Raw genomic sequence first — 25,607 nt, forward strand, 5'->3', positions numbered from 1 at the left:
AAAAGGGGTTGCAGGCTATTTTGTATACAAATGCATAGAGAAGTAAAGTTTCGCTGGCTTAAGCAGTGAAAATTTGGTGGAATTATGGATAAACGTAGGCTGCACATGGAACGATTTTCTTCTGTCAGCAATTTAATTCAGTTGTACTCTGGCTTAAAAAGTGTATAATTATTCGAAAAAGAGATGAATTTAAACGTCACTACTGTAAAGCTGTACTGCAAAACATTTCTTATCAGAGGTATTAAAAAGTTTAAATTGCGCTGATGTTAGGTCGGTGTTAAAATAATAGAACTATATCAAAAAAACGTCGCTCCATTTCAGTAGCCGTGCCAGCGGCTGCGTGTTGATTTATACATGCTGTTTGCCGGATCGTCCGGATCAGCTCATCTCATTCAATGGCTTCTGCCCAATAGCAGGCATTATTTTTGACAGTCTCATGCTGTCACCTCTTCTATCTAGCAGGCTCTATCGCAAGCGAAAGGCCAGCTCCTCCCGTTTCATTGTTGCCTGTTGCCTATGTTCTTGATCTTTCCGAAATACTTCATTATAGAAAGGTTGCGTTCCATGAGACACATCGGATTACCTCCAAAACAGGGTCTGTATGACCCGCAGTTCGAAAAAGACGCATGCGGAATGGGTTTTGTTGCCAACATCAAAGGAGTACCTTCACACGATATCGTTAGTCAGGCGCTCACCATGCTCAGTAACATGGAGCACCGTGGAGGACAGGGAAGTGAACCGAATTCCGGCGACGGAGCAGGTATCCTGATTCAGATTCCACATCGCTATTTTGCACAGGAAGCGGAACGTCTTGGTTTTGCATTGCCAGAACAGGGGTTCTATGGCGTAGGGATGTTGTTCCTTTCCCAAGACCCTGCCATTCGTAGTGCACATGAAGAGAGCCTTAAGAAGATTATTGAAGAAGAAGGACAGACGTTCCTGGGTTTCCGGGATGTTCCTACTTTTGATGAAATGCTTGGCCGTTCTGCGCTTGCAGCGAAACCTTATGTACGTCAGGTGTTCATTGGAAGATCCGCAGATGTGAAAGATGAGCTTGGATTCGAGCGTAAGCTGTATGTTATTCGCAGACGCGCTGAGCTGGCTATTCGTTATTCGGCAGATGAAGCAGAAGGCGGTTCATTCTACCTTCCAAGCTTGTCTTGTCGCAAAATTGTATATAAAGGCATGCTGACAACGGAACAGGTAGGAGAGTTCTATCTGGATCTGCAGCAAGACCTTGTTGAATCGGCTATCGCACTTGTGCATTCCCGTTTCAGTACAAACACCTTCCCAAGCTGGGAACGTGCCCACCCGTATCGCTTCATGATCCACAACGGTGAGATCAACACGATGCGTGGTAACGTGAACTGGATGCATGCTAGACAGTCCTTGTTCGAGAGCGAGTTGTTCGGTGACGACATCGCGAAAGTAAAACCGGTCATCAATCCGGACGGTTCGGATACAGCCATGTTTGATAACACGCTGGAGTTCCTGTATCTGAGCGGACGTTCTCTGCCACACGTGGCCATGATGATGGTTCCTGAACCTTGGAGCACAGATGAAGGCATGGACCCTGCCAAAAAAGCATTTTATGAATATCACAGCACAATGATGGAGCCTTGGGATGGACCAGCAGCAATGGCCTTCACAGATGGTTTGCAAATTGGTGCAACACTTGACCGTAACGGTTTGCGTCCGGCTCGTTATTATGTAACCAAAGATGACCGTATTATCCTGTCCTCCGAAGTTGGGGTACTTGATATCGCGCCGGAAGAGATCCTGTACAAAGATCGTCTGCGTCCAGGTCGGATGTTGCTTGTGGATACACAAGAAGGCCGCATCATCGCGGATGAGGAAGTAAAAGCAATCATTGCAGCCGAGAATCCGTATCAGGATTGGCTTGATGAGCATTTGATGGATCTGAGCGAGTTGCCGGAAGCACCGGAACTTCCTGATCCAAAACATGATAACGTGACCCAGCTTCAGCTGGCATATGGTTATACATTTGAAGAACTGCGTAAAATCCTGGAGCCCATGGCAACAACAGGTATGGAAGCTACGGGTTCGATGGGTTATGATGCACCGCTGGCTGTGCTGTCGGATCGTCCGCAGCGTCTGTACAACTACTTTAAACAGATGTTCGCCCAGGTAACCAACCCGCCGATCGATGCAATCCGTGAAGAGATTGTAACGTCTACGGCAACAACCATTGGTCCTGAGCGCAACTTGTTGAATCCTGAACCGGAGAGTTGTCGCCAGATCCGTCTGGATACACCGGTATTGTCCAATGAAGACTTTGCGAAGATTCGCCATGTGCGTCGCCCAGGCTTCCGCTCCATGACGATTCCAATCTTCTTCACCGCTGCGGAAGGAGCAGAAGGACTTCGCAAAGCGATGGATTTGCTCTTCGAAGCTGCAGATCGTGTCATCGACAAAGGTCATAACATTCTGATCCTGTCTGACCGCGGTGTGGACGCAGAGAATGCTGCCATTCCTGCATTGCTTGCTGTAGCAGGTCTGCATCACCATCTGATTCGCCAGGGAACCAGAACAAAAGTCAGCATTATGCTCGAATCGGCAGAACCGCGTGATATTCACCACTACGCGTTGCTGCTGGGTTACGGGGTAAGTGCAGTGAACCCTTATCTGGCCTTTGAAACGCTGGATGACATGATTCAGCAAGGGTTGCTGCGTGGTATCTCGCATGAGAAAGCAGTGAAAAACTACATTAAAGCAGCTACCAAAGGCGTTACTAAAGTGTTGTCCAAAATGGGGATTTCTACGATTCAATCGTATCGTGGAGCTCAAATATTCGAAGCGGTAGGTCTGAAATCAGACTTCGTTGACCGTTACTTTACTTGGACACCTTCCCGTATCGGTGGAATTGGGTTGGAAGAAGTGGCAGCCGAAGCGTTGACACATCATAACCGTGCCTTTACGGAAAAAGACGGTAACGATAAAGTATTGGATTCCGGTGGGGATTATCAATGGCGTAACGACGGAGAAGAGCATCTGTTCAATCCGCAAACCATTCATACCCTGCAACATGCGGTACGCACTGGGGATTACAAGCTGTATAAAAAATATTCCAAACTTGTACAAGGTGAGAATGATCAACTGTTGACCATTCGCTCCATGCTGAAACTGAAACCGGTGGGAGCTTCCATTCCACTCGAAGAAGTTGAATCCGTAGAAGATATCATGCGTCGTTTCAAAACAGGTGCAATGTCCTTCGGTTCGATCAGTAAAGAGGCGCATGAAGATCTTGCCATCGCTATGAACCGTGTTGGAGGTAAATCCAATACCGGTGAAGGTGGAGAAGACCCGGCTCGCTTCATTAAAGATAGCAACGGGGATTCCCGTCGCAGTGCGATTAAACAGGTAGCATCCGGACGTTTTGGTGTTACATCCAACTACTTGGTTAATGCTGACGAGATTCAGATTAAAATGGCTCAGGGAGCTAAACCAGGTGAAGGCGGACAACTGCCAGGACGTAAAGTGTATCCTTGGGTTGCTGAAGTCCGTGGTTCAACACCGGGTGTAGGTCTGATCTCGCCACCACCGCATCACGATATCTACTCGATCGAAGATCTGGCAGAGCTGATCTATGACTTGAAAAATGCCAATCCGCGTGCTGAGATCAACGTGAAGCTTGTATCTGAAGTGGGTGTGGGTACAATTGCGGCAGGTGTAGCCAAAGGCCGTGCCGATATCATCCTCGTCAGCGGTTATGATGGTGGTACAGGTGCATCACCGCAAGGTTCGATTCGCCACGCAGGTATGCCTTGGGAACTAGGTCTTGCAGAGACACATCAAACGTTGATGCTGAACAATCTGCGTGACCGTGTCGTCCTCGAAACAGACGGCAAAATGCTTAACGGCCGTGACCTAGCGATTGCAGCCTTGCTTGGAGCAGAAGAGTATGGTTTCTCTACAGCACCGCTCGTTGCACTTGGCTGTATCATGATGCGTGTCTGTCAAATGGATACTTGTCCGGTTGGTGTAGCGACACAGAATCCGGAATTGCGCAAAAATTATATGGGTGATCCAGCTCATGTGGTTAACTTCATGCGATTTGTTGCTGAAGATGTGCGTGAGATCATGGCTGATCTTGGTTTCCGTACCATTCAGGAGATGGTCGGACGTACAGATTGCCTTGAAACGGTAGAAGCCGTAGATCACTGGAAGAAAAAAGGTGTGGATCTGTCTGTATTGCTGCACGTGCCTGAAATGCCGGAAGGCTCTGCACGTTACCGCACACAGCATCAGAATCACCAATTGGAAGAAACGCTGGATATGCAACAATTGCTGCCACTGGCACAGTCTGCTATTGAATCCGGTCAACCGGTTGAAGCGGTGCTTCCAATTACAAACGTTAACCGTGCAGTAGGTACCATTTTGGGTAGTGAGATCACACGCAAATATGGACTCGCAGGATTGCCCGAAGATACGGTTAAATTCAAATTTGTCGGCTCTGCCGGACAAAGCTTTGGGGCCTTTGTACCTAAAGGTATGACCTTGACCGTTGAAGGGGATTCCAATGACTACGTAGGTAAAGGATTGTCCGGAGGTAAACTGATCGTGATGCCTTCTCCGAAAGCAACGTTTGAGGCGGAAGATAACATCATTATCGGTAACACGGCTCTCTACGGAGCAACAAGCGGCGAAGCGTATATCCGTGGTATTGCGGGTGAGCGATTTGCTGTACGTAACTCGGGCGCCAAAGTAGTCGTTGAAGGTGTAGGTGACCATGGTTGTGAGTATATGACAGGTGGACGTGTCGTTGTACTGGGCGATACAGGTCGTAACTTTGCAGCAGGGATGTCCGGAGGTATTGCCTATGTATATGATCCAGAAGGCACATTCCTGAAACGTTGTAATCTGGAAATGGTTCTTTTGGAGCGTATCGAAGATGTGGCCGAAAGTGCAGATCTGCGAGGCATGATTCAACGTCATGTTGCCAATACAGGAAGTGCTGTCGGTCAGCGCGTTCTGGATAACTGGCAAGATGCGCTGAATCAGTTCGTTCGGGTTATTCCGAAGGACTTCAAACGTATGACAGAACAGATCGAACGGATTCAAGCAACAGGTTTGACGGGAGAAGCAGCGCTGCTCGCAGCGTTTGAAGCGAATATGCGTGAACTTGCACGTGCTGGAGGTTAATAAAACTTCCTTGTTCAAAGGTGGAAGTGCATGAACAGGTTGTATTAAGAATAATAGGAGCAATATGGTTGCCATTCCGGCACCATATTGCTCCTATTTTGCTTTCGACAAAATTAGAACCCCTTCAAAAAACGTTATCGCCATGAGACGACAACATCGAGGAACATTCTCAAGTATAATAAGGCTAGTTTTGGAGGGCAGGGAAAGTATAAAGATAAGAGAGGTTAGCGGAATGAATATGAAGCATCCAAACAGGGACGATCGTAGGCCGACAGGTAAACCAGTCGAAGCAACCCAGATGGACATCATGAAAGTTTTACTGCAATGCGGAATCGACCCGGAGCGTTGGACCCATTTCGTATCCTCCGTCAACAACAAGCGTCCTTGACACAATAGACAAGCATGGAATGAAAGGGAATTAAGACACAAAAAAAGCCCAGAAGCCAGAGAGGTTATCTCTCGGGAACTGGGTCCTCTTTTCGGGTTTAGTCCATACTGCGTTCCATTCGGACAAACGCAATAAAACGACGTGCCTCTTCTTCTGTTAAGGACTTCCCATCAATCATCAGATCGAAGCGTTCCAACACTTCCTTATCCGATAACTCCAAGGTATCAACGAATTCACGTACGTCTTCATCCATCACGACATCGCTTTGCTTTGTACGTCCTATAAGATAATCAATAGACACCTCAAAGATGTCAGCAAGTCTCGTTAACACTTCGAAATCCGGTTTACGACGGTTCTTCTCGTAGTGGGAGAGAGCAGCTCTGGTAATATGAATGGAGCTCGCAAGTTCTTCTTGAGTAAGTCCCCGCTGTTCCCGTAATTCAGCAATGCGATTTCCGTAGCTCATAAGCTATTTCCCCCTGAACGACATCAAATATATATTGAAACAATCCTGAGCCAAGTGTTTGATCAGGGCAGCTTTCCTGCAAAAGAGTAACTCCTCATGTGTTTCCTTTAACCCATTTCCATTTGTAAATAGGTCTGTCTAAGGACATCTCAAATTGTCGTAAATCAAAAGAACCATGTCCAAATACCGCTTGACATGATACGTATTGTATCGTAAATTGGACGTATGGAGTTACAAAATGTATCATTTGGAATATTTTAAGTATCTCCTTGTTGCCTGGACCATATACCTGTGAGAAGGAAGTGTAGGCAGTCCATGTAGGCTAATCCATTCTAAAGGAATGAAACCATGTATTCAATAATTCAGGAATGGGCTGATATGAAATTAAATGTCCATATGTACATTCAGGAGTTTCATGGGAAAATGATAGACCGCAAAAGACGCCCTGTTCTGTTACTTGGAATGGACACTCAAGCAATCACCTTCCTGAGCGACCTGAAGTTGCCGGTATCATCAGAAATGCTCATTGGTTTGGATGTTGAAGATCAACATGTATGTGTACGACTTCACGCAAGGTTGCAATGGAAACAGCCCTTCGGAGAGCTCACAATGTATCATTCAAACTTGCATATTCAGCACGAACAGAAACTATATATAACTGGACAGTTAAACACAATGCTTACTGAAGTTCAGTTTCCCGCGGTTTCCCGTTTTCAGTATGAAAAGGCAACAGAACAAAAGGCTCTGCAGGAACCCTATCATTACATTGATTTCACCATATAATTCCAAGCGATTCTTAACATTTTCTGAACAAAACATGTACTTAACGCCATTTTACTATATTTCATAGCGTTATGCATTAGTTCTTTAACACCAAAAGCATTTGCGCAATGAATAAAGGGGCGAGGGGGCTCATACTATTTCAGGAAGTTTGGATATGGTTGAAATGCACTGCCACATATTATCCGGCCTGGATGATGGTCCTGTTCGAATGGAGCAGTCCGTTGCGATGGCTGAGAAGGCGGCAGCCTCAGGAATTACCTCCATTATTGCTACTCCGCATCACCTGAACGGGCAATACAACAATGAACCGATGGTGGTCAATCAGGCCGTGAACCTGCTCCATGCAGAACTTCGCAAACGCAACATTCGCCTGGAGATCCGTCCCGGACAGGAAATCAGGGTGCATGACAACCTGATTGGAGACTTATATGCAGGAAAGTGCTGCACACTCGCCGGAAGTCGTTACATGTTGCTGGAACTGCCCTTTGGTCATATTCCCTCACAGTTCCCCAGGATACTGCATGAATTACGAATAGCGGGAATTACCCCTATTATTGCTCATCCGGAACGCAATCGTGTCATTTTGAAGAAGCCAAAGTTGTTGGCTGATTACTTGAGTCAAGGCGGGCTATGTCAGCTCACAGCTCAATCTTTCACTGGGCTTTTCGGATGGAAAGTTCGGCAGTGGTGTTTTCATTTTTGCAAAGAAAACGGGTTTCATTTCATTTCATCAGATGCACATGATACGTGCAAAAGGACATTTGCCATAAGTGAAGGAGAGCGGGCCATCGAGCGTCGATTTGGAGCCGAAGCCGTTAAAAGGCTGGCAGAGAATGCGTCGCACATTCTATCGAATTCGTGTCTGGTCACAGAACGCTGGAAACCTCGCAAATGGCTGCTGTCCATCTGGTAGTTACATAGATAGATCACAACGTATAGGAGGAATGAAAGTGGAACTGAAAGGATATTTTCGACTCTTACAAAAGAAACTGTGGTTGATTGTTGCAATTGCTTTGATAGCCGGTGTGGGTGCAGGGGTCAAAAGCATTTTCTTCACCCAGCCCATCTATGAGGCAAGTTCCAAACTGATCGTGAACCAGACCTCTAACGTTCAAGGCCAGGCGATGATGGACTTCAGCATGATTCAAACCAATATCAAACTCATTAACTCATACAGAGAAATTATTAAATCTTCCGCCATTATGGATAAAGTCGCTACCACGTATCCAGACCTAGGCTTAACCTCTGCTCAGCTCATGAATAGCACCTCCGTCTCTACAGCCAGCGAATCCCAAGTGATGAGCATAACTGTACAAGGGACTACCTACGAAAAAGCCGCAAAAACGGTCAATGCCATCTCCAACGTGTTCCAATCTCAAATCCCCCTAATCATGAAAATCGATAATGTGGCTATCCTCAGTGAAGCAAAAGTGGATAGTAACGCATCTCCAATCAATATGAAAACCACATTAAGCATCATTGTCAGTCTGTTCGCAGGTCTTGTGCTCGCGATTGCACTTGTATTCCTGATGGATTATCTGGATGACACATTCAAATCCGAAACTGAACTTGAAAAAGAGCTGGGCCTGCCTGTGCTTACAGTGATATCCAAAATGAAAAAAGATGATCTGAAAAATACGAAAAATTACGTATCTCAACAGAAAGTGGGGGATGGCAAATATGTCGCGGCTAACCAATGAAAATAACAGTCTGGTGACCTATTTTAACTCCAAATCTCAGATCTCGGAGGGGTACCGTAAATTACGGACGAACATTCAGTTCTCCTCAATCGACAGTCATATCAAAAAAATCATGGTGGCTTCGGCTGAATCCGGCGAAGGCAAAACAACGACCATTAGCAACCTGGCGGTAACCTATGCCCAGGAAGGCAAGAAAGTTCTGCTGATCGATGCGGATCTGCGGAATCCTTCCTTGCATCAGGTATTTTCTGTACCGAATCATATCGGTCTGAGTAGTGTGCTGTCTAATCAGTACAGTGTGGAAGACGTGCTTAGAGAGAGCTATATCGATAATCTCCAATTGTTCACTTCTGGCCCAATTCCGCCGAATCCTTCCGAGATGATTGGTTCCAACCGGATGAAAAGGCTGATTGAGAAGTTAGAGGATCAATATGATGTCATCATGTTTGATACACCGCCGGTGCTCGCGGTAACGGATGCACTCATTGTGAGCTCGCTGTGTGATGGCGTGCTGCTGGTCGTGAACTCGGGCAAGGTCAAGAAGGAATTAGTGAAGAAGACCAAGGCTGCTCTGGAGCATGTGAATGCACGAATCCTGGGCGCAATTCTGAACAATATCAAAAACGTTGCAGTTCCGGTGGGCTACGGAGAGAAGTAAACCTTCCATCCAATGCTCCCAAGTAAACAGGTAATGTCTACTGCACCTTTATCACTGTAGGCACTCGGTCATGCTGTGGGTTCAATGAACCTTAGACGTTAATCGTCGAAGGTATGACGTGAGGACGGGTTAGATGCCCTGGTTCAACTTTTATCAAACTAAAAAAAAAGAGGATAGGGTGGTATTTATGAAAAAAGTGAGAAAAGCAATCATTCCTGCAGCTGGACTAGGTACACGATTTTTGCCAGCCACAAAAGCGATGCCCAAAGAAATGCTCCCTATTGTGGACAAACCAACTATACAGTATATCGTTGAGGAAGCCATTGCCTCTGGAATCGAAGACATCATCATCGTAACCGGTAAAGGGAAGCGGGCAATTGAAGATCATTTCGACAACGCTTTTGAACTGGAGCACAACTTGCTGGAAAAAGGGAAACTGGGCTTGCTTGAAGAGGTCCGCAAATCTTCTAACGTGGATATCCACTACATAAGACAAAAAGAGGCCAAAGGACTTGGTCATGCTGTCTGGTGTGCACGTAACTTTATCGGTGACGAACCTTTTGCCGTGTTGCTCGGAGATGATATCGTCGTATCGGAAGTTCCATGCACCAAACAATTGATTGATCAATATGATCAGGTTCAACATTCCATTGTTGGCGTACAGACCGTACTTGCTGAACAAACAGACAGATACGGCATTGTGGACCCGCTTCAATCGGATGGCCGTTTGACAGAGGTTCTCAGGTTCGTAGAGAAACCTGCCCAAGGCACAGCGCCTTCCAACCTGGCGATTATGGGGAGATACGTACTGAGTCCAGAGATTTTCGAACATCTGGAGCAACAAGAGATTGGTCAAGGGGGAGAGATTCAATTAACAGATGCGATTCAGCGTTTAAATGAGACACAAGGAGTGTATGCTTACGATTTCGAGGGAGTGCGTTATGACGTGGGCGAGAAACTGGGATTCATTTTGACAACCATCGACTTCGCTCTGCAAAAACAGGAACTTAGAATTCCAATGCTGCAAGCTCTGCAACAGATTCTGGAAAAAGAGTCGGTAGAACATGCAGCCGGGGGGGAGTTTGAATGAGTCCATCTCCCCAATCGAAGGAAGCGGAGATTGTTATGGACCCAAGTCTGGGGTACAATGCATCAACGATGTCAGGACAAAATGCGGATAAAGTGTATCTATTTATGAAAAGAATGCTCGATTTGCTGGGTTCTTTCATAGGTTTGATCATTTTGTGCCCCTTGTTTGCGGTCATCGGATTATTAATCAAAATCGAGGCCCCGCAGGGGTCTGTTTTTTTTCGTCAGGTACGGGTCGGACAGAATGGAAAAGAGTTTCATATGTACAAATTCAGATCCATGGTTGCGAATGCAGAAGATCTGTTGGAACAACTGATTGATCAGAATGAAGTGAACGGGAATATGTTCAAAATGAAAAATGATCCCCGCATTACCCGAATTGGCAAGTTCATTCGGAAAACCAGTCTGGATGAGCTGCCTCAGTTGTGGAACGTGTTCAGAGGAGAGATGAGTCTCGTTGGACCCAGACCGGCTCTGCCCAGAGAAGTGAAGAACTACACTTCCTATGACAGACAACGCCTTCAGATGATCCCGGGATGTACGGGATTATGGCAAGTCAGCGGTCGAAATAGTGTTGGTTTTGAGGAAATGGTGGAGCTGGATCTGACGTATGCCCGTGAGCGCAGCATGATGGTGGATATCAAAATTATCTTCAGAACGTTCAAGGTGCTGGTAGGTTCGAAGGATGCGTTTTGAAACACGATTCTGGCTTTGAGGTGGCATAGCAGATATGCAAAAGACCGGTATACTTGCTGCATTGAATATGAAGTCGTTTAATATCATTCTTTTTTCGCTGGTAATTGTCTTCGCAGCAATCTATCTTCCGTTAGTTTCGGTTGTTGCACTTATAGCTGTGATTCTGCTGGGCGTTTATATTAAACAGCCCAGCTGGATTTTTATGATTCTCATTGTAAGTTTTTCATTGTCCATTGATAAAATATTTAGCATTCATCTGGCAGGACTGGATTCGCTGTCCTTCTACAAGCTGGCGATTCTGGGTTTTGTGGTCTCTCTTTTTTTACGCTTTGGTATTCGCAAAGATCTGATCTATCCTGCACTGGCGATTGGGTTTTTATTTGTGGAAAGTTATTTTCTATCTGATCTGCCCAGCAAGGTTAGTCCGCTCGATCCATTTAAGGCCTTTCTAGGAGTAATTGTTCCTTTTTTGTTGCTGATGCCCCATTTTTCAAGAGAGATCAGTCAACGTATTATACGTGTACTCGCATGGTTGCCACTATTCAGTCTTGCTGGTGGTTATATTCTGCAACTCGCCGGCATATTGTCCATTACTAACCTGGAGATGTCGGGTGTAACCCGGTTACAGGGAGCTAACATCGCCGCGCATCTGGCCATGTTGTGTTTTATCTCAATCTGCGTCTGTCTGATTCAGATCAAGCAAGGCCATCAGGTTGTTCTGTATTACATGCTTACCTTGACACATCTGGTCATTCTGGTCCAGACGGGAACAAGGGGGCCGCTTATTGCGCTTATTCCGATTATACTGGTCTATCTTTTTGATCAACTGAAAGCCTTCATCAAAGGCAGAGTCAGTGCCATTATTCCTCTCATTCTGTTTGTTGTCGCTGTGGCCTATATGGTGATAGCGCAGTGGGACAATTATGAGATGAGGTCAGAGAGCAAAGGCTTGTCGGGAAGGGATGTAGCCTGGAATTATTTTATTGGCAAAGCAAATGAGTATCCGATATTTGGACGTGGACTCGGCTCAACCCTCGTAGCGAATGATGGAAGTATCTTTTCTGGATTCGTCGTTCCGCATAATGAATACATTCGTTTTTATTACGATGGCGGGTTAGTTGGAGCCATCCTGTTGTTTCTATCGCTGCTGCTGGTGTTCCGGGCCGTGTACTTCCGGTTGAGCGGCATGATCCGGTTGTATTTTGCCGGAATGATTATCGGTTTCCTGACCTATTCCTTTTTTGACAATACCCTGTCCACGGTTCATCTGATTGCTCCATTCTGTATCTTCCTGAACGCGTTATATGCTACGGGAAATGGAGTTCATTCCAAGTCAGGGGCTGAAGCAGAAGTGGATATACAGATACAGCGAGCCAAGGACGTATCCTTTTCAAAGGAGATTAGAACATGAAGGTCTGTTTGATCAGTTCTACAGGCGGTCATTTTGATGAATTAACCAAAATTATTCCTGCGGTTGAAGAACATGATTATTTCCTGATTACCGAGAAGAACAAAAGCAAAAAAGTAGATTCGTCTCAGGGTAAAGTATACTTTTTAATGCAGCAAGAGCGTAAGAATGCGATGTTTTTGCTGATTTTTATGGCTAACATTTTCAAATCATTCTTTTTATATCTGCGCGAGCGTCCAAAGGTGATCATTACAACAGGGGCGGGAGCTACCTACCCTTTTTGCCTCATCGGTAAAATCTTCGGTGCCAAGCTGATTTATATCGAAAGTTATGCCAAAATCTATTCCTCCAGTGCAACCGGGAGATTGATGTACAAAATCTCGGATGAGTTCTTCATCCAATGGGAAACGTTGCAGGATAGCTATCCCAATGCGAAATACAGGGGGGCTTTATTTTGATATTTGCTATCGTTGGAACCCAGCGTTTTCCCTTCAATCGGATGTTTGAGCTTATTGATGAGGCGATTGAGGCAGGAATTATTGAAGAAGAGGTTGTTGCCCAATCCGGATATACCGAGTATCAGCCGCGGAATTTCACTGTGATTCCCTTCCTCACGCAGGAAGAGATGAATGAATATGTGGAGCGCAGCAGATGCATTATTTCTCATGCGGGTGTTGGCTCCATTACAAATTGTCTTGAACGTGGCAAGCCGGTTATTGTCATTCCACGCCGGAAAGAATGGGGCGAACATGTGGATGACCATCAGCTTGAGATCTCCAAAGTTTTTCAGGATAACGGCTATGTGGCCGTCGCGGAGAGTCAGGCTGAATTGCAAAACTTGGTTCCTTGCATAGAGGAGCTGACGTTCCAGCCCTATGTGAGAAAACAGTCTGATCTGATCTCATCCATTAAAAATTACGTGAACAGTCTGTAAGAGGTATGAAGATTAACCATGAAAAAAAGGAGTCTATCATGAAACCAAAAGTATTGGTTGTTGGATCATCCTTGAAGGATATGGGCGGAATTGTGAGTGTCATCAAAAACATTGAGGATTCTTCGATCTCGGAAATGTATGCTATGCAGCGGGTCGAAACGTATATCACGGGCAGCGTGTTCTCACGGCTGCTTATTTTTATACGGGGATTCATTCAATTCTGGATGAAGCTGTACACGTTTAAGCCGGATATCGTGCATATTCATATGGCGAACAACGGGAGCTTTTATCGGAAGTCTCTATTTCTGCTAACGGCACGAAAGTTGTTTCGAAAGTCAGTTATTCTGCATATTCATGCGGCCAGCTTTGATGATTTCTACAATCAATTTGCTCTGCAGCGCAAGTATTGTCACTACATTCTGAATCAGGCAGATAAGTTGATTGTCTTGTCCCAGACGTGGAAAGAATACTTTGCTACGATTGTGCCGGAGACAGCGATTGAGGTTCTTTATAACGGGGTCTTTGTCAAAGAACCGTTTGTGAGAGAACAACAGGCAGCCGTTAATGCTCTCTTCATGGGCAGACTGGGTGAGCGAAAAGGAGTCTACGATCTGCTTCAGTCCATTCAGCAATTGAAGGCGCTGGGCGTTACAGCCACCTTTAATCTGGCAGGGGATGGCGAAGTCGAAGAAGTCAAAGCGATCGTGCAGCAGTATGGAATAGAGGATCGTGTCAATGTACTCGGCTGGATTAACGGAGAGCAAAAGGAAAAGCTGATGCGGGAAGCGGATCTACTGGTCCTGCCTTCTTATCATGAGGGATTACCTATGGCCATACTTGAAGCAATGAATTGTGGCTTGCCCATTATATCGACCACCGTCGGAGGCATCCCCGAAGTGATTACATCCGGTCATAATGGGCTGTTAATCGAGCCGGGAGATGTGCACGGGCTGACATCAGCGCTGGAATATCTCATTATGGATGAAGAGGTTAGAGCGGGAATGGGTTCACATAACAGAGAGATTATATCGGATAAGTTCGATATGAATCTTCTCGTAGGCAGATTGTCAGGAATATATGATGCACTTCAAGTGAAGGTATCCTAGTGAACAGGAAAAGGTGATGAAATGAACCCCTTGGTATCTTGCATCATTACGACCCATAATCGGGCCGAGTTATTGAAAAATGCGTTGAGAAGTGTACGTGAGCAAACACATCCGTATCTGGAAATTTTCATAGTAGATGATGGTTCAGAAGATCAGACGCCAGAAATCTGTCAGGCTTGGACACGGGAAGATTCACGGATTCGGTACATCCGGGTTCCATATCCCAAAGGAGCCAACCATGCACGGAATGTAGGGATATCCCAAGCCAATGGCAAGTACATTGCCTTCCTGGATGATGATGATGAATGGATGTCTGACAAAATAAAAACCCAGGCGGAAGTGCTGGAGCGTACACAGGAATCATTCACCTTTTGCAGCAAGTATCTCGCATACACGAATGAGCAGCATCAGGTGGTCAAACGGAAATTGTCGGTGGAACCTCGCGATGTTATTCGGTATGAGGATCTGCTTACATTCAACTGGATCGGGGAAACGTCCAAAATCATGGTACTTACCTCACTGGCCCGTGAAGTTCGATTCGATGAAAATCTGACATCCGCTCAGGATTATGACTTTTATCTACGCATATTGAAACGAGGCTACATCGCCGTGAATGTGAAAGAACCGCTGGTGGATATCAACATCCACAGTGGTCCACGAATTTCAACCTCTACAACGGCCAAGTACAAGGGCCAACGCAAGATTATTTTGAAATACTACAATGACATGTCCAAGGAACAGAAGCGCCGTCAATTACACCATTATCGAATGCTCGAATGGTCGAGAAATACGCTTCGCAATAACGTTTATTTGAAAAAAGCACTGTCGCTGTATCCCTGGTGGAAAGATTGGGTGCTGCTCAAGCGTAATACCAAAATTATGATGCAAGGATTTCTAATGAGATTTCATGCAAGGCGCGCAGTTGGAACGTATGCAGAGGAACCTGTGCGAATGAAACTAAAGTAAGAGGTGCCTGGATGGAAAATCCGACGGTGTATATGCTGCCCAAGATGATTGAGAACAATAAATTCAATGAGCTGTTATCCGATTCCATTGAGAATAAGGGATGGGAAGTGAAACAGTTTACCAAAAGAGATCTAATCAAACTGAAAAAAAATGATGTGCTGCATTTTCATTGGCCCAGCTTCTATTACAGAGGTTCATCCGTGCTGACAACAGTGATCAAGTCCATTCTGTATGTATTGATGATTTGTTTTGCACGTTTGCGCGGGGCCAAATTGTTTTGGACGGTGCATAACATCTGGCCTCACAACAGCGGCAAGACGCGGTTTGATTATTGGATGAGAAAAATACTGGTCCAAAATTGCTCCAAGCTGATTGTCATGGGTAAACCCTTGATCTCCGAGATCTGTTCGACGTTTGGGATTGATTCCAGCCGGATCGAGGTTATTCCGCATGGACATTACAAGGGAGTGTATCAGGGGAAAGGCGTGAATATCCGCTCCCGGTTTGGCATCCCGGAGGATAGTTATGTGTATGCGTTCTTCGGTCAGGTGTCGCCGTATAAGGGCGTGGATGATTTGCTGGAGGCATTCAAGGATCTGGATTCCGAACAAGCCCATCTGTTGATTGCCGGTAAAAAGGTAAAGGATTATGACCTTGGAGATGAATTTCTCAAGAGTGGACATATTCATACCCATTTTCATTTCATCGAAGATGATGAATATTCGGATTATTTTGATGCAGTCGATTCGATCATTCTTCCATACAAGCAAATTGCAACTTCTGGTAGTGCAATTCTGGCATTGACCTTCTGTAAACCTGTGGTGGCACCACGGATTGGCTTGTTGGAGGAATACCTGCCTGAAGATTGTGCGGTCCTCTACGAACCTTCTGATCCGGATGGATTGCTTAAAGCGATGAATATGATCCGATTAAAACAATCGGAGTTTCAGGAAGGCAGTGGTTTTGTCAAAGCGTTGGAGCGGCTGGATTGGCCAGTGATTGCCCAAAGGACACTTACCCTGTACTCCAGTTAGTGCAGATGAACGGGTGGACCTAATTGAAAAATATGGGGATGAAATGATGAAAGTAACCGTCGCGATCTGTACGTATAACCGTGCACAGGATGCGGTAGAGGCTATACGAAGTGCCGTACAACAGAATTACGCAAGCAGCGACTATGAGATCATACTCATTGATAACAATTCAAAAGACAACACACGAGAAATCGTGCTCCAAACCATCTTGCAGCATGAGAACCATTCGATCCGGTATGTGTTGGAAGAAAAGCAAGGCTTGTCTGTAGCCCGTAACCGGGCCATTCACGAGGCGCGCGGCGAGTATATCCTGTTCCTTGACGATGATGCCTTTGCTTGCAGGGATTGGATTCGCCAGATCGTTAGCGTGTTTGAGATGAATGAAAATATCGGTTGTGTCGGTGGCAAGATTGACCCGATCTGGGAAGTGCCTGAGCCAATGTGGATTCCACCAGAGAACAGGTCGCTGTTCACCATTCTGGATTTTGCAGATGAAGTCACTGAGATGAAAAGTCCTTATATTCCATTTGGTGCAAATGTGGCTTTTCGTTTATCCGTCTTTGATCAACTGGCTCCCTTCCGTGAAGACCTTGGAAGAGTGGGGAACAATCTTCTCTCTAGTGAAGAGAGTGAGTTAATTGCAAGAATACGGACAAAGTTCAAGGTATATTACACGCCGTATGGTGCGGTACAACATAAAGTAGCCAAAGAGCGAACAACGAAGAACTGGTTTCTGCGCCGAATCTATTGGCAAGGTGTGAGTGATGCCATTCGTGATCAGGACCGTGGTGTTGTGCGTACGGCCAAACATGGGATCAAGCTTGCACAGGGGATCACAACCTCACTGATCTACATTTATAATGCAGATCGGTTCACACGTCAGCTTGCCAAAGTATGTTACCGAAACGGCATGATCGTTGGGTCGCTTCGTCAAAACAGTAAGGGATGAGGATCGCTATGGCGCAAGTTGCACTTCGCAAAGTATTCAGAGGAAACGGCTTAATGAGTGCCATATTTCAGACAAGTGGAACCAATCTGCTGGTCATGACACTGACGATGTTGTCTTCCATTTTGACGTCACGCATGTTCGGGGTAGAGGGAAAGGGCGCATTCTCGGCCATCCTATTCTGGCCTGCGCTCTTAACCGGATTGGTCGGATTCGGACTACCAACTTCTATCATTTATAACATCAAACAGAGCGCAACCGAGAAGAGTGCACAGTATGTTCGGTTAAGCTTTCTTTTTCAAGTTCCGGTGTGCATCATCATTGGTATTGTGGCCTGGTTTGGATTACCTTTCTGGCTCTCCAGCTTTCCGCCGGAGGTCGTGCAGATATCCAGATGGTATACGATTGCTACTGTTCCTGTACTTATTGTCATCAATCTCATATCAGCCCTCTCGCAGAGTCGGGAGAAATTCGCTGTATATAATGGTATCCGGTTAATGATCCCCCTGTTTAATGTAGGCGGGCTTTTTGTGTTATGGGGCCTGGGCATGCTGAGCATTCAACTCGCGGCTGCAATCTATTTTGTAACCAGCTTCTCCGTGGTGGCGTGGGCTATCTATGCCAACCGTAATGAATTGAGACTGAGATGGTTCAAGGATCGGGTGGACCAGAGTTCGGCGAAAAAGCTTTTTGGTTATGGCAGCAAGGTGTATGGTGTTGAATTGTTAGGAACGTTGTATACCCAGTTTGATAAAATCATTATTTTGGCTTTGCTCACCCCGCGTGACTTTGGACTGTATTCCGTCGTATTTGCGTTATCCCGAATCTATAACGCAGTTCAGACGGCGATTAGCAATGTTGTTTTCCCAAAAGTGACCGGATTGCCCCAAGAGCAGATTATTCGAACAGTTGGCAGAGCCTTCCGCATCTCGCTCATGGTCATGATGATCATTGTAATACCCACCATGTTTGTGGGGAACTACCTGATGGGTCTTCTGTTTGGCTCCGAATTTTTGGAGGCGAGCGTAGCATTTTATATTTTGGCTGTGGAATGCATTATTGGTGGTGGCTCCTGGATTCTGGCATCCGCGTTTAATGCACTTGGTCGGCCTGGACTTGTGATGATCAGACAGCTCATTGCACTCTCGGTGACGGTGGCTTTGTTCTTTGTATTCACCCCGCTGTGGGGACTCAACGGAATTGCGATTGCCTTATTGATCGGGTCCATTGTGCGAATGGTGGTTACTGTGGCCGCGATGAAGATTGTATTTAAGGTGAAGTTTGCCGCCATGTTCTATGACAAGGAAGATATACCGTTTCTCTATGAACGGTTAAACAAAAAAAGAAGAAGAGTCACCCAAGGAGGAGATGGAGATGCTGGGCACTAACAATATTCATCCAATGGAAGAGTTGAAGGGACATTTACGTCAGATTTTGAAGGTCATTCCACCGCGTACCGAAATCTATTATTTGGATTACCCGGTGCATAGCAATGGTGGCGACTTGTTGATTATGAAAGGTACTGAGGCTTTCTTCCGGGACAATGATATTCAAGTACGTGCCAGATACAGCATTCTGGATTGCCCTTTGTCCCTCAAGGTTCCGGAAGGTATAACGATCGTGTTGCACGGGGGAGGTAACTTTGGTGATCTGTACCCTGCCCATCAGAAATTGAGAGAACGAATGATTGCACAACATCCGAATCACCGGATTGTCATTCTGCCACAGACGATGTTTTACAAGAGTGATATTGAATTGAAAAAGACAGCCCAAGTATTCAATCGTCATAAGGATGTGCACTTTTTTGTCCGGGACACCTTATCTTATGAGATAGCCAGTAAAGAATTTCAACAAACCAATGTGTACCTTTCTCCGGATATGGCGCATCAGTTGTGGCCTCTTAAGTCCAAGAGCAAGCCTAGTGCAGAGATGTTGTATTTCTTCCGTAAAGACATTGAGAAAACTCAGAATCAGGTGCATTACGAATCCGTCAGTGGACCCAAGGCCACGTTTAAAGACTGGGAGACATTGTACAACCGGGTAGACCGGAAGATCATTCGCATGATTACGTCCCGGTTAAAGTCAGGGAAAGGCAGCTCTTTTGCCCGCTGGTTGTGGTACAAATACTCTGATCGGATGGTACATACGGCCATTAAGGAATTCAATCAATACCAGACCATCACGACATCCCGTCTGCATGGACATATTCTGGCCTGTCTCCTGGATCAACCGAACATCCTGCTGGATAATTCATACGGCAAGAACTCGAATTATTATGCAGCTTGGACCAAGAGCAATCCGGCAGGCAGACTGGAATCCAATCAGACCAGCACATATAACAAGCCAACCGAGACCAGCAAGGGAGCGAGTACGGTTGTGCTGTCGGATGGTGCAGCGCTATGAGAAGTATTCTGTTATCCGGCGGTTCTGGCAAGCGTCTCTGGCCGTTATCCAACGATTCCAGATCCAAGCAATTTCTTAAAGTACTCCATGGGCCTGGGGGGAATCCGGAATCCATGGTACAGCGGGTATGGCGACAGCTGAATCATGCCGGACTTGCATCAAAGGCGCTTATCGCAACCAGTTTGCCACAGGTCGAGATTCTGACTTCTCAGTTGGGAGACGATGTCAGACTGGTCGTGGAGCCTGAGCGCAGAGATACGTTTCCAGCCATTGCACTCGCAGCTTCCTATCTGTATTCCGTAGAGAGTGTGAGTTTGAATGAGACAATTGCAGTGTTGCCTGTAGATCCCTTTGTTGAAAAAGAATTCTTCGAAGTGCTGGCAACCTTGCCGGAGATGCTCGATAAGTCAGGTGCCGATCTGGCCTTAATGGGAGTTGTGCCGACCTATCCGTCAGAGAAGTACGGATACATCATTCCGCAATCCCTTTCTTCCAGTGAAAATAACAATGAATACGTGAATGTAGCGAAGTTCCAGGAGAAACCCTGCGAATCCGATGCGGTCCTTATGATGGAGCAGGCCGCATTATGGAATTGCGGGGTTTTTGCTTTTAAGCTTGGTTATTTGATTAATCTGCTCATTGAGATGGAACTGCCGATCCAGTATGACGAAATGCTGAAGCAATACGGAAGATTGAACAAGATCAGTTTTGATTACCAGGTTGTCGAGAAGGCAAATCAGATTATCGCTATTCCGTATAACGGCTTCTGGAAAGATCTAGGCACGTGGAACACACTCACGGAAGAGATGGGAAGCTCGGTTGTAGGAAAAGGGTGGATTACGGGAGATTCCCTGAATACCCACCTGGTCAATGAATTGAACATTCCGGTTGCCATATTGGGGTTGTCGGATGTGGTGGTCGCCGTGAGTCCGGATGGCATTTTGGTCAGTGACAAAGAAGCCAGCCCACGGATCAAGGAAATCTTGAAGAACGAAGATCAACGCCCCATGTATGAGGAGCGTAGGTGGGGTTGCTACCGGGTTCTGGATTACACAAGAAACGAAGCTGGCGGCGAGGTTCTCACCAAACGAATCTGCATCAGTGCCGGGAAAAACCTGAGTTATCAATACCATTTGCTTCGCAATGAGGTATGGACGGTTGTATCGGGAACAGGGGAATTGATTCTGGATGGGCAGAGCCGAATGATCGGGCAAGGAGATACGGTGATCATTGACCGGAGTATGCTTCATTCCGTCAGAGCCGTTACGGAACTGGAGATCATTGAAGTACAGATCGGCAGCCAGCTGATTGAGGAAGATATCGTTAGAGTGTCTACCGAATGGCAGGACATTGTTCAGACATATGTGAAGCACGCGTAACCAACACATTAGAACATGGGGGAGATTATGGAATGAATATTACGGTGATTGGCACAGGGTATGTGGGTTTGGTATCGGGCGTATGTTTTTCGGAACTGGGAAATAACGTGATCTGTGTCGACAACAATGTGGAAAAAGTGAATATGTTAACGGACGGTCATGTTCCGATCTATGAACCGGGTCTGAAGGATATCATGAATGCCAATATGAAAGCAGGAAGGCTGTCCTTCACCACCAACATTCAGGATGCTATCAGTCGTTCGGATATCATCATTATCGCGGTGGGTACGCCATCCCTGCCTAATGGCGAAGCAAATCTGAGTTTTATTGAGCTTGTCGCGCGAGAAATAGGTTCTTATATGGATAATTATAAAATAATAATGACTAAAAGCACTGTTCCTGTCGGAACCAACGATCGTATTCAGGAATGGATCAGCAGTTTGACGAATCATCCATTCGACATGGCATCGGTACCGGAGTTCCTGCGAGAAGGTACCGCTGTACAGGATACGCTCTATCCTGACCGGATAGTCATTGGGACACATAGTGAGCGGGCAGTCGCCACGTTGAAAGAGCTGCATCAGCCATTAACCGATCAGATTATTGTTACGGATATTCGCTCGGCCGAAATGATTAAATATGCATCCAACGCTTTCCTGGCAACCAAGATCTCATTTATCAACGAAATCTCTAACATCTGTGAAAAAGTAGGAGCAGATGTCAGCCGCGTTGCCGAAGGCATGGGCTATGACAGACGAATCGGTGCCTCCTTTCTCAAGGCAGGCATTGGTTACGGAGGTTCCTGTTTCCCTAAGGATACACAGGCTCTGATTCAAATTGCAGGTAATGTGGATTATGACTTCAAACTGCTGAAGTCCGTGGTGGAAGTAAACAAAGATCAACGCTTCAACGTCATTCGTAAACTGGAAGATGCACTAGGCTCACTCGAAGGGAAGGAGATTGCCATCTGGGGGCTCGCTTTCAAACCGGATACCGATGACGTTCGTGATGCTCCGGCGATTGAGATCATTCAGCGTTTGCTTGAGCAGGGGGCAGTGATTCGGGCGTATGACCCCATTGCTACCGAGAACTTCCGCAAAGAGGTGGATTCCCCATCCATTACATGGGAAGAGCTTGCCATGAAAGCGGCGGAAGGTGCTGATGCACTCTGTGTTCTGACGGAATGGAAAGAGTTCATGGAGGTTAATCTGACTGATTTGGCAGCGCATATGAATCAACCCATCCTGATTGATGGAAGAAACATCTACGGAGAAGATCAGATTAAAGATACGTCCTTCCAATACTACTCCGTTGGTCGTCCAGGTCTAACCAATATTGATGGAAGAAAAACGGCAGTCATCTGACGGAGGCCATAACATGAGACGCGGGATTAAAATAACATTAGGTGCCATTTCCCTTGTTGCAGTTGTCATGATTGGATATTCTGTGTATCTGTATTCGCATGTTAAATCAGCGGCGGATCAAATGTATGAACCCCGGGAACCCATCAAGCAGGTATCTATTGTTGACCAGCGGGGTGGGGGAGATTTCCCTGTGGACATGGAGAATGAAGAACCTTTTAATGCTTTGATTCTGGGTGTGGATGAACGTTCCAATGATCGGGGGCGCTCCGACACCATGATTGTATTAAGTGTTAATCCTGCAAAAAAATCCGCACTTATGTTTAACATCCCCCGAGATACCAGAACGAATATTGTTGGTCACGGCACGGAGGATAAGATCAACCATGCCTATGCTTTTGGGGGCGTTAACATGTCTGTGCAAACGGTGGAACAATTGCTTGACGTTCCCATACATTACTACATGAAAGTGAATATGGAGGGCTTTGCACAAGTCATCGACATGGTGGGTGGAGTAAATGTGAATAACCCGTTTGCATTTGACTATGAGGGTTACCGGTTCGAGCAAGGGAATATTCATCTGGATGGTGAAGCTGCTTTGGGATTTTCGCGGATGCGTTATGATGATCCGAAGGGAGATCTCGGGCGGAATGACCGTCAGCGGGAGATCATCAAACAAGTGCTGAAGAATACGGTCCAGGTATCCAACGTGTTGCAACTGGAGACGTTGCTGGACGAAGTCAGTGCTCACGTCAGAACCGACGTTACCTTTGATGAGATGAAGCAGATGTTCTCCAATTATCGTTCGGTACTGGATCATATTGAATCCGTTGAGATTAAAGGCACGGGCAAAAAAATAGACGGAGTGTATTATTATATCGTGGAACAGTCGGAACGAGACAGGATACATCAGATGATTGAAGAACATTCAAAATGATCGGATAGGGCGGTGAACCAGATGCGTATCTCCAGGCTAATGAAATTGTCCCTGATTGTGCTCCTAATGTATATGCTCATGATACCGGCAAGTACAAATTATGTTCAATCAGCTCAAAACTATCAATGGAAGAATATACCTATTGGTGGTGGGGGGTACGTTACGGGGGTGGTCATTCATCCGACTGAGCCTGATCTGGTTTACGCTCGAACTGACGTTGGAGGAGCTTACCGCCTGGATGTAACCTCAGGAGATTGGGTTCCACTACTGGATCATTTTGGAGATGAGGACAGCAATCTGTACGGCGTGGATGGAATTGCGCTGGATCAGCAAAACCCCAATGTCGTGTATATCGCTGCTGGGAAGTACGGTAACGTGGGGCCGAGTGATATTCTGAAATCCACAGATCGGGGAGAAACCTGGACTCGAACCGGACTTAATCTTCGGAATGAATCGAATGGAAATATCCATCGAGCCATGGGAGAGAGCATCGCGGTTAATCCCACGAACTCCAATTACCTGCACGTGGGTACACGATATGATGGATTGTACACTTCCAGTGATGGTGCAGCCACGTGGAGTAAGGTATGGGATGTACCTAGTGGGCTGTCCGGTGAGGGAATTCGAAGTGTAGCTTATGGATTGAATCCCGTGACGAAGCAAGGTCAAGTTGTGTATGCGGGGGTTCGCGGCATTGGTGTGTATAGCAAAGCACCAAGAAGCAATGGGCAGACCACTTGGCAACTTACCGGGAGAAGTCCCGAATATCCTGCACGTATGACTGTGGCGAAGAACGGGACGTTGTATGTGACAACGGATAATCAAGGCGTTTACAAGTTCAATGGTGTGCAGTGGACGAATATAACACCCAGCTCCAGTTACTCATCTTATTATGGAATCACGATTGATCCCAATAATGATAATCACATCCTGGCAGCCGTTCGAACAGGCGGAGATAATCTGCCACTGTATCGTTCCGTTAATGGCGGACAGAGTTGGACAACAGTGAGCAAAACGTTGGTATCCAAACCGTCATGGTGGACACCCAACATGTTTTTCTCAGCGACATCCAGTATCAAGTTTGATCCGCATAACCCGGGCACCGTATATGCTACAGACTGGTTTGGCGTGTACAAGACGGAAAATATCAATGGTACCAATGGATTGACTGGCAGTACTGCGAGTACTTGGGAAGCTATTACCGATGGTCATGAAGAAGTCGTCGCACTCACGGCATCCACACCACCTCAGGGTGTTTCATTCTTTAGTGGTTTAACGGATCAAGTCGGATTTAGACATGAAAATGTAACCGATGTTCCTCTTAATAAAATACCGCTCTCAGGTATGCGAGAAATTGTGAGTATTGACTATCATGAGGCAAATCCGAATTACATGATATTTCTGGGAAGCAGTGACTGGTATGGTACGACCACACGCTTATTTGTCTCTTCCAATAACGGAGTTACAGTAACCCCGGTAAACGTTCCGGCAGGCTCTACACTGGGGCGGGTGGCCTATTCAGCCATTAATCCCAATGTAATTGTTTATTACCCCCAGACCGGTAATCCGGTCAGAAGCACGAATCGTGGCGCAACATGGCAAAATATGAATGGTGCCCCATTTCAGGCAATTGGGGGGAATATGGTCTTTGCCTATAATCATCCACTGGCTGCGGATCGCATCAATGGATATAAATTTTATATGTATGCTGCTGGTTATCTGTATCGGTCTACGGATGCAGGAGCCAACTGGTCCAAAGCGAATGCGGTTCGCCTTCCTATTAATACGGATATCAATACAAGCTTCATTAAAGTCGAGGCTGCACCTGGCGTGGCGAATAATGTATGGGTGAGTCTGGGAACCGATGGATTATATGCATCAACGAACTCGGGAAATACATTTTCCAAGATCCAGGGTGTGCAGAATTCCAAATTATTTGCCTTTGGTAAAGCGAAGCCAGGTAATTTAGTTCCAGCTGTCTATGTATATGGCACCGTAAATAACGTGAATGGATTCTTCCGTTCCGATGATATGGGGGCAACCTGGAACAATATAGGTCCTTTAGGTACTGGAATCGGGCTGGGCAATGAACCGCAAATTATGGCAGCAGACCGTCAAATCTATGGTCAGGTATATGTAGGTACAAATGGCAGAGGCATGTATGTTGGATCAATAGAATAACGAGTGAGA

General features: G+C 46.1%; 22 protein-coding genes. 21 read left to right on the forward strand and 1 reads right to left on the reverse strand.

Features of this window, described 5'->3' with window-relative positions; all coding sequences use genetic code 11:
• Positions 1–564: 564 nt before the first annotated feature.
• The gene (gene gltB, locus QNO02_RS06330) at positions 565–5,163 is read left to right on the forward strand and encodes a glutamate synthase large subunit (RefSeq protein ID WP_091033861.1); all 4,599 of its coding nucleotides are present in this window, start codon (positions 565–567) and stop codon (positions 5,161–5,163) included.
• A gap of 232 nt (positions 5,164–5,395) precedes the next feature.
• Positions 5,396–5,551 (forward strand): hypothetical protein, encoded by a 156-nt coding sequence (locus QNO02_RS06335; RefSeq protein WP_221819112.1) that lies wholly within the window; start codon positions 5,396–5,398, stop codon positions 5,549–5,551.
• Positions 5,552–5,648: 97 nt separating this feature from the next.
• Here QNO02_RS06335 and QNO02_RS06340 read toward each other — a convergent pair whose 3' ends face one another.
• Complete coding sequence (locus QNO02_RS06340; protein WP_017690127.1) at positions 5,649–6,017, reverse strand: helix-turn-helix domain-containing protein; 369 nt, start codon at positions 6,015–6,017, stop codon at positions 5,649–5,651.
• Between the two features lie 378 nt (positions 6,018–6,395).
• Here QNO02_RS06340 and QNO02_RS06345 point away from each other — a divergent pair, with 378 nt between their 5' ends.
• The 19 genes from QNO02_RS06345 to QNO02_RS06435 all read left to right on the forward strand — a co-directional run bounded on the left by QNO02_RS06345 (position 6,396) and on the right by QNO02_RS06435 (position 25,598).
• Complete coding sequence (locus QNO02_RS06345; protein ID WP_133386711.1) at positions 6,396–6,800, forward strand: hypothetical protein; 405 nt, start codon at positions 6,396–6,398, stop codon at positions 6,798–6,800.
• Positions 6,801–6,954: 154 nt separating this feature from the next.
• A complete protein-coding gene (locus QNO02_RS06350; protein WP_133386712.1) occupies positions 6,955–7,713 on the forward strand; it encodes a tyrosine-protein phosphatase in 759 nt (252 codons plus the stop codon).
• A 31-nt stretch (positions 7,714–7,744) separates the two neighbouring features.
• Positions 7,745–8,500, forward strand: coding sequence for a YveK family protein (locus QNO02_RS06355; protein ID WP_235193748.1), 756 nt, complete (start codon positions 7,745–7,747; stop codon positions 8,498–8,500).
• On the forward strand, positions 8,481–9,158 hold the full coding sequence (locus QNO02_RS06360) for a CpsD/CapB family tyrosine-protein kinase (RefSeq protein WP_091033856.1): 678 nt from the start codon (positions 8,481–8,483) through the stop codon (positions 9,156–9,158). The genes QNO02_RS06355 and QNO02_RS06360 overlap by 20 nt, the downstream gene beginning before the upstream one ends.
• 187 nt (positions 9,159–9,345) lie before the next feature.
• Positions 9,346–10,248, forward strand: coding sequence for a UTP--glucose-1-phosphate uridylyltransferase GalU (gene galU, locus QNO02_RS06365; protein WP_091035105.1), 903 nt, complete (start codon positions 9,346–9,348; stop codon positions 10,246–10,248).
• A complete protein-coding gene (locus QNO02_RS06370; protein ID WP_036611331.1) occupies positions 10,245–10,943 on the forward strand; it encodes a sugar transferase in 699 nt (232 codons plus the stop codon). The genes galU and QNO02_RS06370 overlap by 4 nt, the downstream gene beginning before the upstream one ends.
• Before the next feature lie 34 nt (positions 10,944–10,977).
• Positions 10,978–12,354 carry an O-antigen ligase family protein gene (locus QNO02_RS06375; protein WP_091033850.1) on the forward strand — a complete coding sequence of 459 codons (1,377 nt, stop codon included), beginning with the start codon at positions 10,978–10,980 and terminating at the stop codon, positions 12,352–12,354.
• A complete protein-coding gene (gene pssD / locus QNO02_RS06380) occupies positions 12,351–12,809 on the forward strand; it encodes a PssD/Cps14F family polysaccharide biosynthesis glycosyltransferase (protein ID WP_289391479.1) in 459 nt (152 codons plus the stop codon). The genes QNO02_RS06375 and pssD overlap by 4 nt, the downstream gene beginning before the upstream one ends.
• Positions 12,806–13,285, forward strand: a complete 480-nt coding sequence (gene pssE, locus QNO02_RS06385; RefSeq protein ID WP_091033844.1) for a PssE/Cps14G family polysaccharide biosynthesis glycosyltransferase — start codon at positions 12,806–12,808, stop codon at positions 13,283–13,285. Before pssD ends, pssE begins: the two co-directional genes overlap by 4 nt.
• A gap of 38 nt (positions 13,286–13,323) precedes the next feature.
• The gene (locus QNO02_RS06390; RefSeq protein WP_133386716.1) at positions 13,324–14,391 is read left to right on the forward strand and encodes a glycosyltransferase family 4 protein; all 1,068 of its coding nucleotides are present in this window, start codon (positions 13,324–13,326) and stop codon (positions 14,389–14,391) included.
• Between the two features lie 21 nt (positions 14,392–14,412).
• The gene (locus tag QNO02_RS06395; RefSeq protein WP_289391480.1) at positions 14,413–15,357 is read left to right on the forward strand and encodes a glycosyltransferase family 2 protein; all 945 of its coding nucleotides are present in this window, start codon (positions 14,413–14,415) and stop codon (positions 15,355–15,357) included.
• A gap of 11 nt (positions 15,358–15,368) precedes the next feature.
• Positions 15,369–16,391 (forward strand): glycosyltransferase, encoded by a 1,023-nt coding sequence (locus QNO02_RS06400; RefSeq protein ID WP_076209611.1) that lies wholly within the window; start codon positions 15,369–15,371, stop codon positions 16,389–16,391.
• Positions 16,392–16,434: 43 nt separating this feature from the next.
• Positions 16,435–17,340, forward strand: coding sequence for a glycosyltransferase (locus QNO02_RS06405; protein ID WP_249911545.1), 906 nt, complete (start codon positions 16,435–16,437; stop codon positions 17,338–17,340).
• 8 nt (positions 17,341–17,348) lie between these two features.
• Positions 17,349–18,725, forward strand: coding sequence for a lipopolysaccharide biosynthesis protein (locus tag QNO02_RS06410; protein WP_091033833.1), 1,377 nt, complete (start codon positions 17,349–17,351; stop codon positions 18,723–18,725).
• Positions 18,712–19,740 (forward strand): polysaccharide pyruvyl transferase family protein, encoded by a 1,029-nt coding sequence (locus tag QNO02_RS06415; RefSeq protein WP_091033831.1) that lies wholly within the window; start codon positions 18,712–18,714, stop codon positions 19,738–19,740. The genes QNO02_RS06410 and QNO02_RS06415 overlap by 14 nt, the downstream gene beginning before the upstream one ends.
• Complete coding sequence (locus QNO02_RS06420; protein WP_249911543.1) at positions 19,737–21,119, forward strand: sugar phosphate nucleotidyltransferase; 1,383 nt, start codon at positions 19,737–19,739, stop codon at positions 21,117–21,119. The genes QNO02_RS06415 and QNO02_RS06420 overlap by 4 nt, the downstream gene beginning before the upstream one ends.
• A gap of 32 nt (positions 21,120–21,151) precedes the next feature.
• Positions 21,152–22,483, forward strand: a complete 1,332-nt coding sequence (locus QNO02_RS06425) for a UDP-glucose dehydrogenase family protein (RefSeq protein ID WP_289391482.1) — start codon at positions 21,152–21,154, stop codon at positions 22,481–22,483.
• A gap of 13 nt (positions 22,484–22,496) precedes the next feature.
• Positions 22,497–23,417, forward strand: a complete 921-nt coding sequence (locus QNO02_RS06430) for an LCP family glycopolymer transferase (RefSeq protein ID WP_133386720.1) — start codon at positions 22,497–22,499, stop codon at positions 23,415–23,417.
• A gap of 21 nt (positions 23,418–23,438) precedes the next feature.
• Positions 23,439–25,598 (forward strand): WD40/YVTN/BNR-like repeat-containing protein, encoded by a 2,160-nt coding sequence (locus QNO02_RS06435; RefSeq protein ID WP_289391484.1) that lies wholly within the window; start codon positions 23,439–23,441, stop codon positions 25,596–25,598.
• Positions 25,599–25,607: the final 9 nt, after the last annotated feature.

The organism is Paenibacillus sp. PK1-4R (assembly GCF_030369595.1).
Classification (GTDB): Bacteria; Bacillota; Bacilli; order Paenibacillales; family Paenibacillaceae; genus Paenibacillus.